Source organism: Serratia sp. DFXYC6, assembly GCF_057196085.1.
This window is the reverse complement of the sequence record NZ_JBXUNV010000005.1, coordinates 255426-271113: the sequence shown is the minus strand read 5'-3', so window position 1 is coordinate 271113 and position 15688 is coordinate 255426. Positions and strand designations below refer to the sequence as shown.

The window sequence follows — 15688 nt, the reverse complement described above, 5'->3', positions numbered from 1 at the left end:
CGACGCAGGGTTATTTGGTTGATGCTTCGAAGCGACGCAGCAGCACGTCACCGCGCTGCACGGCGGCGTCCAACGCCTGCTGCGGCGTTTTCTTGCCGGTCCACACGCCTTCCAGCTCCTCATCCACCACGCTGCGGATCTGCGGCATGTTGCCCAGGCGCAGGCCCTTGGTGAACGGCAACGGCGGCTTGTTCAGCATCTGGCGAGTGGCGACGTCGGCACCCGGGTTCTTGTCGTAGAAGCCCTGCTGCTTGGTCAGATCGTAAGCCGCGGTGGTGATCGGCAGATAGCCGGTCTTCTGGTGCCATTCGGCGGCGATTTCCGGTTGCGCCAGGTACTGCAGGAACTCGGCCACGCCCTTGTAGGTGGCGGCGTCTTTGCCGTTCATCACCCACAGGCTGGCCCCGCCAATGATGGCGTTCTGCGGCGCATTTTTCGCGTCAGCGTCGTACGGCATCATGCCGACGCCGTAGTTGAATTTGGCGTAGTGCTTGATGTCCGCCAGCGAACCGGAAGAGGCGGTGGTGATGGCGCAATCGCCGTTGTAGAACTTCTCGGTGGATTCGTCTTTGCGGCCGAAGTAGGTGAAATCACCCTTCTTGTTCATCGCTTCGAGCAGCGCGATATGCTTGACCTGCAGCGGTTGGTTGAACTCCAGCTTGGCACTGGTGCCGCCGAAACCGTTGTTTTCACTGGCAAACGGCACGCCGTGCCAGGCGCTGAAGTTCTCCAGTTGGATCCAACCCTGCCAGCCGCTGGCGTAACCGCACTTCATGCCGGCTTCGCGCAGCTTGGCGGTATCCGCCGCCAGTTCCTGCCAGGTTTTCGGCGGTTGATCCGGGTTCAGGCCGGCCTTTTTGAAGGCGTCTTTGTTGTAGTACAGCACCGGCGTGGAGCTGTTGAACGGCTGCGACAGCAGATGCCCGCTCTTGTTGTCGGTGTAATAGCCGGCCACCGTCGGCACGAACACCGATTCGTCGAAGTTGATGCCGGCCTCTTTAAACACTTCGTAGACCGGCTTGATGGCTTTGCTGGCCATCATGGTGGCGGTGCCCACTTCGTAAACCTGCAAGATCGCCGGCGCCTTGCCGGAGCGGTAAGCGGCGATGCCCGCCGCCAGGCTCTGTTCGTAGTTGCCTTTATAAACCGGCACAATCTTGACGTCGCTGTGCGACTGGTTGAAGCGATCCGCCAGAGAGTCCACTTCTTTACCCAGTTCGCCTTCCATCGAATGCCAGAACGGGATTTCTGTCGCCGCCAGCGCCTGGGCGCTGACCGCCAGGGTCAATGCGACGCACAGCGTGGTTTTGCGAATAGCGTAGGTGAGCATGCCTAACTCCTGAAAAAGCTGGTGTAAAAGCGCGTGAGCGAAAAGAATCAGTTTTTTGTTCGGAAGCTAACATGCCATGCGCGGATGACAGAAAAATAACCGTTAGATGACAGCCACATGACGGCAAGGTGAAGTGAAGATGGCGGTTTGATGTCGGCGGCGGGCATCAGCTCCGCCGCCGCGAGGCTTATAGCGAACGGCGCAGGCGCGCCACCGCTTCTTGCATCTGCTGCTCGGTGGCAGTGGCGAACGACAGGCGGAAGGTCGAACGATCCGGGTTGTCGGAGAAGAAGTATTCCCCCGGCACGAACACTACGCCCTGCTGCAGCGTGGTGTTCAGCCATTCGGTGGCGTTGAACGGCTGGCGGAAACGCGCCCATAGGAACATGCCACCCTTCGGTTTATCGAAGGTGATGTAGTCGCCCAGCTCCTGCTCCACCAAACCGGCCAGGATCTCACCCTTCTGTTTGTAGGCGGCGCGGATCTTCTCGATCTGGGCCGGCAGGCGATCCAGGCCGAGGTAGCATTCGACGATGCTCTGCGACAGGGCGCTGGCGTGCAGATCCGCCGCCTGTTTGATGATCGCCACTTTATGCAGCAGGAACGGCGGCAGGATCGCCCATCCCAGGCGCAGGCCCGGTGCCAGGATCTTGGAGAAGGTCGAGGTATAGATGATGTGGTCGGTATTGCCCAGCACCCGCTGCGACACCTGATGCAGCGTCGGGTGGCGCTCTTCGGTGAAACGCAGCTCGCCGTACGGATCGTCTTCGATGATCAGGAAGTTATGTTCGGCGGCCAGCTTCACCAGCAGTTCGCGGCGCGCGGCGCTGAGGGTGATGCCGCTCGGGTTGCCGAAGTTCGGCACCACGTACACGCCCTTGATACGCTGGGTTTTCAGCAGCTCGGCCAGCTCTTCCACCACCATGCCGTCGCTGTCGGACGAGACCGACATGATGTTGGCTTCCGCCAGTTCCAGCGTTTGCAGCGCCGCCAGGTAGGTCGGGCGCTCCACCACGAACACGTCGCCCGGGTTGACGATGGCGCGCATCACCAAATCCAGTGCCTGCTGAGAACCGGCGGTGACCATCACCTCTTCCGCGCGCGCGGTGACGCCGCGCTCGGCGCACAGCGCGCAAATGCGCTCACGCAGCAGCGGGCTGCCCTCGGTCAGGCCATACTGGAACGCGCTTTTCGGCTGTTCGGTGATCGCCTGCTGGGTGGCAATGCTCAATCCTTCGAAATCGAACAGCGCATCAGAGGGGATGCCGCCCGCCAGCGAAATGACGTGTTCCATCTTGCTGTGCTTAAGCAATTCACGGATGGCCGAACTTTTTACGTTAACGATGCGCTGCGCGAGTAACCCTTCTGTCTTCATTTCTTCTTCTCGTACCTGATTATTTTAATTCGTAGGGGGGCGGATTAACCGCCCAGATACGCCGACCTCACTGCTTCGTTGGCTAACAATGCAGCCCCCGTATCTTCCAACACCACGCGGCCGTTTTCCAGCACATAACCGCGGTCCGCCAATTTCAGCGCCTGATTGGCGTTTTGCTCCACCAGGAAGATAGTCATGCCCTCTTCCCGCAGCTGCTGAATGATGTCGAAGATCTGCTGGATGATGATGGGCGCCAGCCCAAGCGAAGGTTCGTCGAGCAGCAGCAGCTTCGGCTGGCTCATCAGCGCGCGGCCGATGGCCAACATTTGCTGCTCGCCGCCGGACATGGTGCCGGCGCGCTGGCTTCGGCGCTCCAGCAGGCGCGGGAACAGCGTGAACACCCGTTCGATGCGCTGTTGATACTGGTGACGATCGGCGAAGAAGCCGCCCATCGCTAGGTTTTCTTCCACCGTCATGCGCGAGAAGACGCGCCGCCCTTCCGGTACGATCGCCACCGCTTCACGCATGATGCGCGAGGTTTGCCACTGGGTGATGTCCTGGCCCTGAAAGACGATGCTGCCTTCGCTGGCGCGCGGTTCGCCGCACAGGGTGCCGAGCAGCGTGGTTTTACCGGCGCCGTTGGCGCCGATTAACGTCACGATTTCGCCCTGACTTATCGTGAGACTGACCTGATGCAGCGCCTGAATTTTGCCGTAATGGGCGGATACCTGATTGAATGACAACATATTATTCTTCGCCCAAATAAGCCCGGATCACGTCCGGGTTGTTACGGATCTCCGCCGGTGTGCCCTGCGCCAGCGGCGTGCCCTGATTCACCACGTAAATGCGATCGGAAATGCCCATCACCAGCTTCATGTCGTGCTCGATCAGCAGCACCGAGACCTTATGCCGATCGCGCAGCTCGACGATCAGATGATCCAGCTCGTCGGTCTCTTTCGGGTTGAGGCCGGCGGCCGGTTCGTCCAGCATCAGCAGCTCCGGTCGGGTCACCATGCAGCGGGCGATCTCCAGCCGACGCTGCTGCCCGTAGGCCAGGTTGCCCGCCGAACGGTTGGCCATCGATAGCAGGCCGACGCGCTCCAGCCACTCCGCCGCGCGCGCCAGCGCTTCGGCTTCGGCGCGGCGGAAGGCCGGGGTTTTCAGCAACCCGGCGAACACGCCGCTTTTCAGGTGCTGATGCTGCGCCACCAGCAGGTTCTCAATCACCGTCATTTCACGGAACAGCCGCACATGCTGGAAGGTGCGCACCACGCCCATACGGGCAATGGCCTGCCCCGCCAGCCCTTCCAGATGGCGATCGCGCAATTTGATGGTGCCGCCGCTCGGACGGTAAAAACCGGTCAGGCAGTTGAATACCGTGGTTTTACCGGCGCCGTTGGGGCCGATCAGCGACACGATTTCGCCTTCATTGAGCGTCAACGCCACATTGTTGACCGCCAGCAGCCCGCCGAAACGCATCGACAGGCCTTCCACCTGAAGTAAAGGTTGAACGCTCATGCCTGTTCCCCCTTGCCCGCGTGAATATCCGCCGCCTGCAGCTTCAGCTGCGGCCGTTTCATCGGCAACAGCCCCTGCGGCCGCCAAATCATCATCAGCACCATCAGCGCACCCAGCAGCAACATGCTGTATTCATTCAGATCGCGCATCAGCTCGCGCGACACCACCAGCAGGATCGCCGCCAGAATGACCGCGAACTGCGAGCCCATGCCCCCCAACACCACGATCGCCAATACGAAGGCCGACTCGACGAAGGTGAAGGATTCCGGGCTGACGAAACCCTGGCGCGCGGCGAACAACGTGCCGGCAAACCCGGCGAAGGCGGCGCTGATGGTAAAGGCGGTCAGCTTGATGCGCGTCGGGCTGAGGCCCAGCGAGCGGCAGGCGATCTCGTCTTCACGCAGCGCTTCCCAGGCGCGCCCGAGCGGCATGCGCAGCAGGCGGTTGATGACGAACAGCGTCAGCACCACCAGCAGCAGCGCCACCAGGTACAGGAACACGATGCGATCGCTCGGATCGTATTTCAGGCCGAAGAAGTTATGGAAGGTATCCCAACCGCCGTCGCGCACGCTGCGGTTGAACTCCAGGCCGAAAAAGGTCGGTTTCGGGATCTGGCTGATGCCGTTCGGCCCGCCGGTGATCTCGGTATTGTTCAGCAGCAGGATGCGCACGATCTCGCCGAAGCCGAGCGTCACGATCGCCAGATAGTCGCCGCGCAGCCGCAGCACCGGGAAACCGAGCAGGAAGCCGAAGGCGGCGGTAACGATACCCGCCAGCGGCAGGCTCTCCCAAAAACCGAGGCCGTAATAGTGATTCAGCAGCGCGTAGGTGTAGGCGCCGATAGCATAGAAACCGCCGTAACCGAGCACCAGCAGACCGGACAGGCCCACCACCACGTTGAGGCCGAGGCCCAGCATCACGTAGATCAGCGTCAGGGTGGCGATATCCACCGTGCCGCGCGACACCAGGAACGGCCAGGCGACCGCCGCGACGATGAGCAGAGCCGCCAGCAGCTTTTGCCGCGGCGTGGTGCCGTCGAAGCTCGGCAGCACGAACGCCGGGCCGGAGACCTTTTTCAAGCCCTGCTGCAGCAGCGGGCGCAACAGCTGGAAGAAAAAGACGATGACGCAGCCGATGCCGATCCACATCCAGCGCACTTCCGCCGCGCCGTGCACCACCAGTTTGGTGCCGTCCAGGCTGAGCTGCATGCCCATCAGGAACGAAGCCATCACGAACAGCACCGCCGTGGCGATCAGCGCATTAAGCAGATTGAGTTTCATACTTTCTCAACCTCCGGACGCCCAAGAATGCCGGTCGGCATGATCAGCAGCACCACGATCAGCAACGCGAACGACACCACGTCTTTGTATTCGGTGCTCAAATAAGCGGAGGTCAGCGCTTCCGCCACGCCCAGCACCAGGCCGCCGATCATCGCGCCGGGAATGCTGCCGATGCCGCCCAGGACCGCAGCGGTAAAGGCTTTCATACCGGCCATAAAGCCGATGTAAGGGTTGATGACGCCGTAGAACTGGCCGAGCAACACCCCGGCCACCGCCGCCATCACCGCACCGATGACGAAGGTCAGCGAGATCACCCGGTCGGTGTTGATGCCCAGCAGGCTGGCCATCTTCAGATCTTCCGCGCAGGCGCGGCAGGCGCGGCCCATGCGTGAATAGCGGATAAACAGCGTCAGCGCCAGCATCGCCAGGAAGGTCACGAGCCAGATGGTCAGCTGCATGGTGCTGATGGTGGCGGCGAAGCCGTTGCTTTCCCCCAGCACCCACTGGCCGGTCACCAGGCTGGGCAGCGCCAGATCGCGTGAGCCCTGCGTCAGGCTGACGTAGTTTTGCAGGAATATCGACATGCCGATGGCCGAGATCAGCGCAATCAGGCGCTTGGAGTTGCGCACCGGTTTGTAGGCTACCCGCTCGATGCTCCAGCCGTAGGCGCTGGCGATGACGATCGAGACCAGGAACGCGGCGCCGATCAGCAGCCAGCCGACGTCGATGCCGAGCATCATCAGGGCGGCGATAACGATAAAGGAGACATAGCTGCCGATCATGTACACCTCGCCGTGGGCGAAGTTGATCATGCCGATGATGCCGTAAACCATGGTGTAACCGATGGCGATCAATGCATAGGTGCTGCCCAACGTTAAGCCGTTGAACATCTGCTGCAGAAAATAGAGGAGCTGCTCTGACATACTCTGAACCCTTGGCTGCGAAACCCGCCGGCGGAGAACCGGCGGGTAAAGGGAGACGGGGCCGGCAAGCCGACTCGCCGGGCGCAGCAAACTGCGCCCCACCCTAATCATTATGGCTTATTTGATCGGTGTGGACGTGCCGTTGGCATGCCACTCGAACACGCCGAACTCGAAGCCTTTCAGGTCGCCCTTGTCATCCCAGCTCAGCGGCCCCATCACGGTGTCCACCGGCTTGCCGGTTTTCAGATCCTTGACGATGTCCGCCGGCTCCTGGCTGCCGCTGCGCTCCATGCCGGTGGTCAGCGACTGCAGCGCGGCATAGGTAGTCCAGACGAACGGGCCGGTCGGATCCAGCTTCTTGGCTTTCAGCGCATCGACGATCGGCTGGTTGGCGGGCACCTGATCGTAGCGTTTCGGCAGCGTCACCAGCATGCCTTCCGAGGCGGCGCCGGCGATGTTGGACAGCGAGGAGTTACCCACGCCTTCCGGCCCCATGAAGCGGGTGGTCAACCCGGCCTGTTTGGCCTGACGCAGGATCTGGCCCATTTCCGGGTAGTAACCGCCGAAGTACACGAAGTCGATATTCTCTTTCTTCAGGCGCGCCACCAGGGTGGAGAAGTCTTTGTCGCCGGCGGTGATGCCTTCGAACATCGCCACTTCGGTACCCTGTTTTTTCAGGCTGTCGCGCACCGAGCGCGCCAGGCCTTCGCCGTATTGCTGCTTATCGTGCACCACGGCGATGCGCTTCGGCTTGATGTCGCTGAGGATGTATTTGGCGGCGGTCGGGCCCTGATCCGAATCCAGACCGGTGGTGCGCAGGATCATCTTGTAGCCGCGAGTAGTCAGATCGGCGTTGGTGGCCGCCGGGGTAATCATGATCACGCCTTCGTCTTCATAGATATCGGACGCCGGCTGGGTGGAAGAGGAACACAGGTGGCCAATCACGTAGCGAATGCCGTCGTTGATCACCTTGTTGGCGACCGCAACCGCCTGTTTCGGATCGCAGGCGTCGTCGTATTCCACGCCAACCAGCTTGTCGCCCTTGATGCCGCCCTTGGCGTTGATGTCGGCAATCGCCTGGCGCGCGCCGGTAAACTCCATGTCGCCATACTGCGCGACCGGGCCGGACATCGCCCCGACGATCGCCACCTTGATGTCTTTCGCCATAGCCGCCTGGCTCATGGCCATCGCAATGCAACCCGCCAGCAGTGCCTTACCTGTTGTTAATTTCATCCGCAAATCCCCATCTGTCGTTGTGAACGTACCTGTTGTGTTTGCCTGCGCCCGATCGTTATTGACCGCTTTTGTTATAAGTAATAATGATTTAGGCAATTTGTCGGCATTATTTTCTAATAAGACTTTATTTTTCATGCCATTAAACAGGAATTTTCTGCTGCAAATCAACTTCATCAGGCAGAAACAAGCGGTGTAAACAGGATAAAATTCGAATTAAATCTGCGCCGTTTACCTTGAGGCGTAGCGCGTTGTGCTGGTTAACAATCCCTTTACTAACTATTTACTCGGAAAATGCCCCGTGCAAAAAACATATTGCACAGTAATCGTACAGAAAAACTTACACAACGCTCTGCACAAGATCTATTACACTGTCGGCATCATTTAGCTGCGCGGAAATTCTGCATGAAACTGACCATCGAGCGCCTGACCGCGCTGTCCCCGCAAGACCTTATCGATCTCGGTAAAATTTGGCCGCATCAGCAGCCGGAACAGTGGCAGAGCTGGTTGAGCGGCGGCAAGGCGCTGTTCGCCGCCCGCTTCAACGAGCGTCTGCTGGGCGCGGTGAAAATTGCGCTGCAGGATGACCGCGCCGAGCTGCAGGACTTGCTGGTGCGCGAAGTGACGCGCCGCCGCGGCGTCGGTCTTTACCTGGTGCAGGATGCGCAGCGTCAGCTGCCGCAGGTCGCTCACTGGCAGCTGTCGACCGCCGGCCTGGCACCGCGCGAACGCGGGGAAGTCGAGAACTTCATGCGCGCCTGCGGCTTCGCACCGCAGGGCGATCTCTGGCAAAAATGAAACGCCGGTTGGCGGCGCTGGTCTTGATTGCGCTGGGGCTGGCGGCCGCGTTCCTCGGGCGCCAGCAGGCGCTGCGCCTGGCCTCAGACTGGGATCAGCAGGTTTATGTCTGGCAGCGGGTCTGGACGCCGCAGCACGCCGATGCGCTGGCGCACAGCCGCGATCTGTTCGCCGGGCTGCGGGTGCTGGCGCTGCAGGTGCATCCACGCGAGGGCTGGCGGGAAATCCCGGCCGACCTGCGCTTATTGCAACAGGATGGCCGCCCGCTCTGGCTGGTGGCGCGCCTCGACGGCCAGCTGCCGCAGCTGGACCAGGAAGCCATTATCCAGCGGCTGCTGGCGCTCGCCCAACGCTGGCAGGCGGCCGGGCTGCCCGTCACCGGCGTCGAGATCGATCATGACGCCGCCACCGCCCGCCTGCCGGACTACCAACGCTTTCTGCAGCGGCTGCGCCAACGCCTGCCCGCCGCTTTGCAACTCGGCATCACCGCCCTGCCCGCCTGGATCGGTTCACCCGGCCTGCCCGGCGTACTGCAACAGGCCGACAGTTCCGTCCTGCAGGTGCATGCGGTGCTCTCGCCGCAGCAGGGGCTGTTTGACGGCTCTTTGGCGCTACGCTGGGTGCGGCAGTACGCCGCCGTCACACCGAAGCCGTTTCGCGTCGCGCTGCCGGCTTATGGCATGGCACTGCTGGGTTTTGATGCACAGGGCGCGCAGGTGGAGAGCGAATCCTCGCTGCGCGTGGCCGGCAACGGCCGCGAACTGACGGTCGCGCCGCAGCAGATCGCCGATTTTCTGCAAACGCTGGCGCAGCAAACGCCGCCCCGGCTGCGCGGCATTATCTGGTTCCGCTTGCCGCTGGCGGACGATCGGCGCGCCTGGTCGCTCGCCACGCTGCGAGTGGTGATCGAACGGCGGCCGCTGAATGTCGACTGGCAGGTAAAATTTAGGCCTCAGCCACAGCAAAACGGGCTGTATGATCTGATAATTCATAACAACGGGCCGGTGGACGCCCCGCTGCCGCAAGAAGTCATCATCCGCGCCGACGACTGCCTGGCGGCGGACGCGGTCGGCAACTACCGGCTGGAATCCGCACCGCAACGGCAACGCTTTATTCGCATCAGCGGCGATCAGCTGCGCGCCGGGCAATCCCGGCCGCTGGGCTGGCTGCGCTGCCAACAACTGACGCCAGGAGGCACCCTTGTCACACCTTGATACGCGCGCGGCACGGAACACCCGCCGCCTTCTTCCGCTGGCCATGCTGATCGGCGCCGCGCTGGCGCTGCCGCTGAACGGCTATGCCTGCGGCCCGGATTTTCCTAACCGGCTGCTGATCGACCGCAACGGCACCCTGCTGTATATGCCGGAGGGCAATTTCGCCTTCGAAGCCGGCCGGCTGGTGCCGGCGGACAGTCAGTTGCCGCACTGGCAGGCCCCGCCGCCGCCGATGCCGCCGAAACCGATGCCGCAATCGCCGGAAACGATAGCGATCGGCAAAATGCGCGCCGCCAAAACGGTGGAAGAGGCTGACGCCGTCAATACGCAGGGGTTGTCCAACGCTGCGCGTCTCTATCAACTGGGCGCCGTGGCTTTCGCCAGCCACGATCCGCGCGCCGCAGACTATTTCCAGCAGGTGCTGAAGCTACCGGCCGCCGAGCAGGGCGATTGGGGGCTGCGGGCGCAGTATTCGCTGGGGCGGGTACTGATGGCGGACCACGGGACGCCGGTGAACGAATCCGGTGAAGCGGCCCCCGCCGCCGAGCACCCGCCAAAAGCCGCGCTCGAACAGGCGCTGGCTGCATTCCAGCAGGTGATCGATCGGGTGAAAAACGGTACCGCCGATCCCGATCAGCTGGCGCTGAGCAGCCTTGGGCAGCAGGCGCGCATCCACCTGTGGCTGGGTGAGGTCGCCCCCGCCGCCCACCTGTACGCACAGCAGGCGGCGCAGGGCGATCCGAGCGGCGGGCAGTCGCTGCAGTACGTCTCCAGCTTCCTGGTCAATCCCGACCATTTGGACACGCTGAAACAGATTATCGGCGATCCGTTGATCCAGCAGCTGGTGACCATTGAGCTGTTCGCTCGCAGCGGCAACCTGCAAATGGCGGATACCGACGGCAACGGCCGCTCCGCGCAAATCATCAACCAGATCCTGACGCTGCTGGACGGCTCAGTGAAAAGCGGCTTCGCCGGCAGCGATCGGCTGGCGGCTCTGGCTTACCGTTCGGGGCAGTACCCGATGGCGGCGAGCCTGCTGAAAAATGCCGGCGACAGCGGCCTGGCGTGGTGGCTGCGCGCCAAAATGGCGCTGCGCGACGGCGATGTGAAAGCCGCCACCGCCGCCTACGCCAAGGCGGCAAGCGCGTTCCCCGCCGACGAAAGCTGGGGTGAACAGCGCAACGCCGACTTCGTTGCGGAAACCATCGTGCCCGAATGCCGGGTGGCCGGCGAACAGGCCATCCTGGCGCTGAACCGCGGCGACTATCTGCAGGCGATGGACCTGCTGTATCGCGGCAAGGCGCTCTATTGGGCCGACGTGGCCGACGTGGCGGAGCGAGTGCTGACCGTCGATGAGTTGAAAGGCTTTGTCGATAAGCACGCCCCGGCGCCGACGACGCCGCTCAAGCCGGTTAACCCGGACGACTACGGCGGCCAGCAGATCACGCCGGAAGTGCAGCTGCGCGAACTGCTGGCGCGGCGGCTGATGCGCGCCGGAAGAGCCCCGGAGGCGCTGGCCTACTTCGATATCCCCAACTACCGGCAGGCAGCGCAGCAGTATGCCGACGAGCTGAAGGCCGCCAAGGACAAATCCGCCGCACCGCTGGCGCGTGCGCAGGCTTACTATCGCGCCGCCAACCTGCTGCGCGCCCAGGGGCTGGAATTTACCGGCTATGAGATGACGCCGGACTACGCCATCTATGGCGCCGGCTATTCCTATCTGGGGGATGCGTTCGATACCCGCGAGCTGAAGCACAAAAGTTGGATCGACAGCGCGGAAGCGGTACGCGCCAAGGCGGCGCTACCGGCGGAAGACAACCGTTTCCTGCACTATCGCTGGCAGGCGGTTGGGCTGGCGCAGCAGGCGGCCGATCTGCTGCCGCCGAAGAGCCAGGCCTATGCCGCCGTGCTGTGTAACGCCGCCAGCTGGGTTATCAAGCGCGACGCCAAAACCGGCCGGGCGCTTTATCAGCGCTACATCAACACCGGCACCCGCTACCCGTGGGCGGCGAAATTCGGCTACGACTGCCCGGCGCCAGACTTTGCCGCCGTGGCGCCATAGCGCCGGATTTCAGGCACTAAAAAGCCCGGCTTGCCGGGCTTTTTTATCGAATCTCGCATCGACTCAGGCTTCGATCGCCATTTTCAGTTTCTTCATGGCGTTCTTTTCCAGCTGGCGCACGCGTTCGGCGGAAACGCCATACTGATCGGCCAGCTCCTGCAGCGTCGACTTGTTGTCGTCGTCCAGCCAACGGGCGCGAATGATATGCTGGCTGCGCTCGTCCAGACCTTCCAGCGCATAGGCCAGTTTGTCTGCGGCGTTGCTTTCCCAGTTATCTTCCTCGATGCCTTCGGCGAAGTCCGAGCTCTTGTCCTGCAGGTACAGCACCGGCGCCATCGACTGGCCGTCGCGGGCCTCGTCGTCCGGAGTCGGATCGAACGTCATGTCCTGCGCCGCCATGCGCGATTCCATCTCGCGCACGTCTTTGCTGGTTACGCCCAGCTCACGGGCCACCAGTTCCACTTCATCCTGGTTGAACCAACCCAAACGCTGCTTGGTTTTGCGCAGGTTAAAGAACAGCTTGCGCTGCGCTTTGGTGGTCGCCACTTTCACGATGCGCCAGTTGCGCAATACGTACTCGTGGATTTCCGCCTTAATCCAATGCACCGCAAAGGAAACCAGACGCACGCCGACTTCAGGGTTGAAGCGGCGAACGGCTTTCATCAGGCCGATATTGCCTTCCTGAATCAGATCCGCCTGCGGCAGACCATAGCCTGAATAGTTGCGGGCAATATGAGCGACAAAGCGCAGGTGAGACAGGATGAGCTGCTTAGCGGCATCCAGATCGCCCTGATAATGCAGCCGTTCAGCCAGCTCCCGCTCTTCCTCTGCCGTCAGCATCGGATAGGCGTTGGCTGCCCGGATATAGGCTTCCAAGCTACCTTGGGGTACTAAGGCTAAAGTTTGCATTTCTTTGGTCATTCAAACCCTCTCTATGAGAATACAAAATCATGCAGGTGATTATTACAGCGGGGAAATGATTGATTCTACGGCAGTTGCTGAAGCAAAAGCGGTTCCACACGCCGGGCACCTTAACATTTGCTGCAATTTTTGACCGTACTCCGCCCCAGAAGTTCACCCTTTTTTGCAAGCATTGTTGCTGACAATACGTGACGAAGGTGCAGGCCGATAGGGAATTTGTGCGCTAAGAAGAGAGGGATGGTGCTGACTTCGCTTGAGGTCACTCTTCTCCCGCAACGCGATCAAAAGCAGCAGGAGAAGAGTATACCAAAAAAATCTTACTGTGGTGTAAATCGGCGTAAATGTTGCACCGTCGCCAGCCAGGCGGCGATCCAACCGATCATCGCGGAGATGATCAGCAGCAGCAGCGCCTCATCCCAGCCCAGCCCGTGCAGGGTGAAGGTGGTGCCGAATACCTTGGCCACGCCGGCGACCACCGACTCCAGTTGCCATACCAGCGCCCCGGACAGCACCAGCGACAGCAGCGCGCCGGCAAAGCCCAGCATCGCCCCGCCGTTGAGGAACGGCCGCAGGATAAAACCGTCGGTGGCGCCGATCAGTTTCATCACGTTGATGGTGTCGCGACGGCTGAAGATGCTCAGACGCACGCTGTTGCCGATCACCAGGAACACCGCCACGATCATCAGCACGCCGATGATCGCCGCAATCTGGCCCGCCAGCCCGGTCAGCGCCGCCAGGCGGGCAAACCAGCTGTCATCCATACGCACTTCTTCCACGCCCTGCACCGCCGCTACGCGATCGCGCAGGGTGTTGAGGGTATCCGAACTCTGGAAGCTCAGCTTCGGCGTGACGATCGCCACCGCCGGCAGCGGGTTCTCTTCCAGCATATCCAGCGCGCCGCCAAAGCCCGACCAGTTGCGGAACTCGCCGCGCGCTTCTTCACGCGACAGGTAATTGACCTTCTCCACGCCGGCTTCCGCCTTGATGGCGTCGAGCACTTTCAGCGCGGCGTCGTCATCGAGCGATTTATCCAGATAGACGGTCAGCTGCGGCGTCGGATACCACTGGCTGGCCGCGGTGCTGACGTTTTTCCACACGATGTAGCATACGCTCGGCAGCGTCAGGGAAATGGCGATCACCATCACCGTCAGCAGCGTCGCCAACGGCTGACGCAGCATGTCTTTGATGGCGTTCATCCAGGCGTAACGCCACTGTTCGCGCCAGCCGCCGCGCAGCGCCTTGCTCTTGGCGGTTTTTGCGTTATTGGCCATGGTGAGCGCCTCCTTGCATGCGGCCCTGGCTCAGCGTCAGGATGCGGTAATTGCGGCGGGCGATAAGCCCGGTGTCGTGCGTCGCCATCAGAACGGTCACGCCGACGCGGTTGAATTCTTCAAACAGGCGCAAAATGCCTTCCGACAGCGCATCGTCCAGGTTACCGGTCGGTTCATCCGCCAGCAGCACCGCCGGCTTGTTCACCACCGCACGGGCGATGCCCACACGCTGCTGCTCACCGCCGGACAGCTGAATCGGGAAGTTCTTCGCTTTATCCAGCAAACCGACCTTGTCCAGCGCGGCGGAAACGCGGCGGCGGATATCTTCGGTGCTGGCGCCGGCGATGATCAGCGGCATCGCCACGTTGTCATACACCGTGCGATCCAGCAGCAGGTGGTGATCCTGGAAGATCATGCCGATCTGCCGGCGCAGGAACGGCACCTCGCGGTTTTTCAAACGGCTGATGTCGTGACCGCCAAACCAGATGTGGCCGGCGCTGGGCCGTTCGATACCGCAAATCAGTTTCAGCAGGGTACTTTTCCCCGCGCCGGAATGGCCGGTCAGAAACGCCATCTCCGCCGGGCGCAGATGGAAATCAACCCCCTGCAGCGCTTGCCGTCCGCCCAGATAAGCTTTACTGACCTGTTCAAAGCGAATCATCCGTATTAATCCTCTCGGGCAAAAAGTGCCTCAATAAAATCGTCAGCCTTAAACGGCCGCAAATCTTCGATGCCTTCCCCGACGCCGATATAGCGGATCGGGATACCGAACTGATCGGCGATGGCGAAGATCACCCCGCCCTTGGCGGTACCGTCCAGTTTAGTCAGCGTGATGCCGGTTAAGCCCACGGCCTCATTAAATAATTTCGCCTGACTGACCGCATTCTGGCCGGTGCTGGCATCGAGCGTCAGCATAACCTCATGGGGGGCCTGGTCGTCCAGTTTTTTCATGACGCGGACGATCTTCTTCAGCTCTTCCATCAGGTGCGATTTGTTCTGCAGACGGCCGGCGGTATCGGCGATCAACACATCGATGCCGCGCGCCTTGGCGGCCTGCACCGCATCGAAGATCACCGAAGCGGAATCCGCGCCGGTATGCTGCGCCACCACCGGAATGCGGTTGCGTTCACCCCACACCTGCAGCTGCTCCACCGCCGCGGCGCGGAAGGTGTCCCCCGCCGCCAGCATCACCGACTTGCCTTCCGCCTGGAACTGGCGCGCCAGCTTGCCGATGGTGGTGGTTTTACCCACGCCGTTCACGCCGACCATCAGGATGACATACGGGGTTTTCCCGCTGACATCCAGCGGCTGATCGACCTTGGCCAGAATTTCGGACATTTCCTCCTTCAGCTTGCCGTACAGCGCTTCGGCGTCTTTCAGCTGCTTGCGGCTGGCGTGCTGGGTCAGGGAGGTGATGATCTTGCGCGTGGTGTCCACGCCAACGTCGGCGATCAGCAGCTGTTCTTCCAGCTCGTCGAACAGGTCGTCGTCGATCTTTTTACCGCGGAACAGCCCCATAAAGCCGGAGCCGAGGTTCTGCTTGGTCTTCAGCAGGCTGCGCTTCAGGCGCGCGAAGAAGCCCTCTTTGGTCGGGCGCTCCTGCTCTTGCGCAGCGGCCGGCACGACGGGTTCCAGCGGCTCTTCTTCCGCTTCCGGCTCTGGCTCAACGACCAGCTCGGGTTCGATGACCGGCTCGGGTTCGACGACCGGCTCAGGCTCAACGACCGGCTCAGGCTCAACGACCGGCTCAGGCTCAACGACCG

14 protein-coding genes are annotated in these 15688 nt (G+C 61.7%); 3 read left to right on the top strand and 11 right to left on the bottom strand.

Going from position 1 to position 15688, the window contains the following annotated elements; genetic code table 11:
• Positions 1-10 precede the first annotated feature (10 nt).
• From ugpB to AC2CGQ_RS22250, 7 genes are all read right to left on the bottom strand, one after another.
• Positions 11-1330 carry a sn-glycerol-3-phosphate ABC transporter substrate-binding protein UgpB gene (gene ugpB, locus AC2CGQ_RS22280; protein WP_004934396.1) on the bottom strand — a complete coding sequence of 440 codons (1320 nt, stop codon included), beginning with the start codon at positions 1328-1330 and terminating at the stop codon, positions 11-13.
• A 187-nt stretch (positions 1331-1517) separates the two neighbouring features.
• Positions 1518-2705 carry an aminotransferase-like domain-containing protein gene (locus AC2CGQ_RS22275; RefSeq protein WP_099982196.1) on the bottom strand — a complete coding sequence of 396 codons (1188 nt, stop codon included), beginning with the start codon at positions 2703-2705 and terminating at the stop codon, positions 1518-1520.
• A gap of 44 nt (positions 2706-2749) precedes the next feature.
• Positions 2750-3451 (bottom strand): high-affinity branched-chain amino acid ABC transporter ATP-binding protein LivF, encoded by a 702-nt coding sequence (gene livF / locus AC2CGQ_RS22270; RefSeq protein ID WP_015376292.1) that lies wholly within the window; start codon positions 3449-3451, stop codon positions 2750-2752.
• 1 nt (position 3452) lies between these two features.
• Positions 3453-4223, bottom strand: coding sequence for a high-affinity branched-chain amino acid ABC transporter ATP-binding protein LivG (livG, locus tag AC2CGQ_RS22265; RefSeq protein WP_015376291.1), 771 nt, complete (start codon positions 4221-4223; stop codon positions 3453-3455).
• On the bottom strand, positions 4220-5503 hold the full coding sequence (locus AC2CGQ_RS22260) for a high-affinity branched-chain amino acid ABC transporter permease LivM (RefSeq protein ID WP_060441197.1): 1284 nt from the start codon (positions 5501-5503) through the stop codon (positions 4220-4222). Before AC2CGQ_RS22260 ends, livG begins: the two co-directional genes overlap by 4 nt.
• Complete coding sequence (gene livH, locus AC2CGQ_RS22255) at positions 5500-6426, bottom strand: high-affinity branched-chain amino acid ABC transporter permease LivH (RefSeq protein WP_015376290.1); 927 nt, start codon at positions 6424-6426, stop codon at positions 5500-5502. Before livH ends, AC2CGQ_RS22260 begins: the two co-directional genes overlap by 4 nt.
• Positions 6427-6543: 117 nt before the next feature.
• Positions 6544-7659 carry a branched-chain amino acid ABC transporter substrate-binding protein gene (locus tag AC2CGQ_RS22250; RefSeq protein WP_015376289.1) on the bottom strand — a complete coding sequence of 372 codons (1116 nt, stop codon included), beginning with the start codon at positions 7657-7659 and terminating at the stop codon, positions 6544-6546.
• Positions 7660-8064: 405 nt separating this feature from the next.
• On the opposite strand from AC2CGQ_RS22250, the gene panM reads away from it, so the two are divergent.
• From panM to AC2CGQ_RS22235, 3 genes are read left to right on the top strand one after another with little or no spacing between them, the layout of a single operon-like run.
• Positions 8065-8457, top strand: coding sequence for an aspartate 1-decarboxylase autocleavage activator PanM (gene panM / locus AC2CGQ_RS22245; RefSeq protein WP_015376288.1), 393 nt, complete (start codon positions 8065-8067; stop codon positions 8455-8457).
• Positions 8454-9671, top strand: coding sequence for a DUF3142 domain-containing protein (locus AC2CGQ_RS22240; RefSeq protein ID WP_021504805.1), 1218 nt, complete (start codon positions 8454-8456; stop codon positions 9669-9671). The genes panM and AC2CGQ_RS22240 overlap by 4 nt, the downstream gene beginning before the upstream one ends.
• Positions 9672-9714: 43 nt before the next feature.
• On the top strand, positions 9715-11733 hold the full coding sequence (locus tag AC2CGQ_RS22235) for a hypothetical protein (protein WP_484593892.1): 2019 nt from the start codon (positions 9715-9717) through the stop codon (positions 11731-11733).
• Between the two features lie 63 nt (positions 11734-11796).
• On the opposite strand, the gene rpoH is transcribed toward AC2CGQ_RS22235, so the two are convergent.
• From rpoH to ftsY, 4 genes are all read right to left on the bottom strand, one after another.
• The gene (gene rpoH, locus AC2CGQ_RS22230) at positions 11797-12654 is read right to left on the bottom strand and encodes an RNA polymerase sigma factor RpoH (RefSeq protein ID WP_004934345.1); all 858 of its coding nucleotides are present in this window, start codon (positions 12652-12654) and stop codon (positions 11797-11799) included.
• Positions 12655-12971: 317 nt separating this feature from the next.
• Positions 12972-13925: a permease-like cell division protein FtsX gene (gene ftsX / locus AC2CGQ_RS22225; protein ID WP_004934340.1), complete on the bottom strand. Its 954-nt coding sequence runs from the start codon at positions 13923-13925 to the stop codon at positions 12972-12974.
• Positions 13915-14586 carry a cell division ATP-binding protein FtsE gene (ftsE, locus tag AC2CGQ_RS22220; RefSeq protein ID WP_004934337.1) on the bottom strand — a complete coding sequence of 224 codons (672 nt, stop codon included), beginning with the start codon at positions 14584-14586 and terminating at the stop codon, positions 13915-13917. The genes ftsX and ftsE overlap by 11 nt, the downstream gene beginning before the upstream one ends.
• Positions 14587-14591: 5 nt before the next feature.
• On the bottom strand, positions 14592-15688 hold a 1097-nt coding region (gene ftsY, locus AC2CGQ_RS22215), incomplete at its 5' end, for a signal recognition particle-docking protein FtsY (protein ID WP_484593888.1).

Coding starts and splice junctions, on each gene's coding strand:
- ugpB (WP_004934396.1), bottom strand. CDS start 1,330: ATGCTCACCTACGCTATTCGCAAAACCACGCTGTGCGTCGCATTGACC.
- AC2CGQ_RS22275 (WP_099982196.1), bottom strand. CDS start 2,705: ATGAAGACAGAAGGGTTACTCGCGCAGCGCATCGTTAACGTAAAAAGT.
- livF (WP_015376292.1), bottom strand. CDS start 3,451: ATGTTGTCATTCAATCAGGTATCCGCCCATTACGGCAAAATTCAGGCG.
- livG (WP_015376291.1), bottom strand. CDS start 4,223: ATGAGCGTTCAACCTTTACTTCAGGTGGAAGGCCTGTCGATGCGTTTC.
- AC2CGQ_RS22260 (WP_060441197.1), bottom strand. CDS start 5,503: ATGAAACTCAATCTGCTTAATGCGCTGATCGCCACGGCGGTGCTGTTC.
- livH (WP_015376290.1), bottom strand. CDS start 6,426: ATGTCAGAGCAGCTCCTCTATTTTCTGCAGCAGATGTTCAACGGCTTA.
- AC2CGQ_RS22250 (WP_015376289.1), bottom strand. CDS start 7,659: ATGAAATTAACAACAGGTAAGGCACTGCTGGCGGGTTGCATTGCGATG.
- panM (WP_015376288.1), top strand. CDS start 8,065: ATGAAACTGACCATCGAGCGCCTGACCGCGCTGTCCCCGCAAGACCTT.
- AC2CGQ_RS22240 (WP_021504805.1), top strand. CDS start 8,454: ATGAAACGCCGGTTGGCGGCGCTGGTCTTGATTGCGCTGGGGCTGGCG.
- AC2CGQ_RS22235 (WP_484593892.1), top strand. CDS start 9,715: ATGCTGATCGGCGCCGCGCTGGCGCTGCCGCTGAACGGCTATGCCTGC.
- rpoH (WP_004934345.1), bottom strand. CDS start 12,654: ATGACCAAAGAAATGCAAACTTTAGCCTTAGTACCCCAAGGTAGCTTG.
- ftsX (WP_004934340.1), bottom strand. CDS start 13,925: ATGGCCAATAACGCAAAAACCGCCAAGAGCAAGGCGCTGCGCGGCGGC.
- ftsE (WP_004934337.1), bottom strand. CDS start 14,586: ATGATTCGCTTTGAACAGGTCAGTAAAGCTTATCTGGGCGGACGGCAA.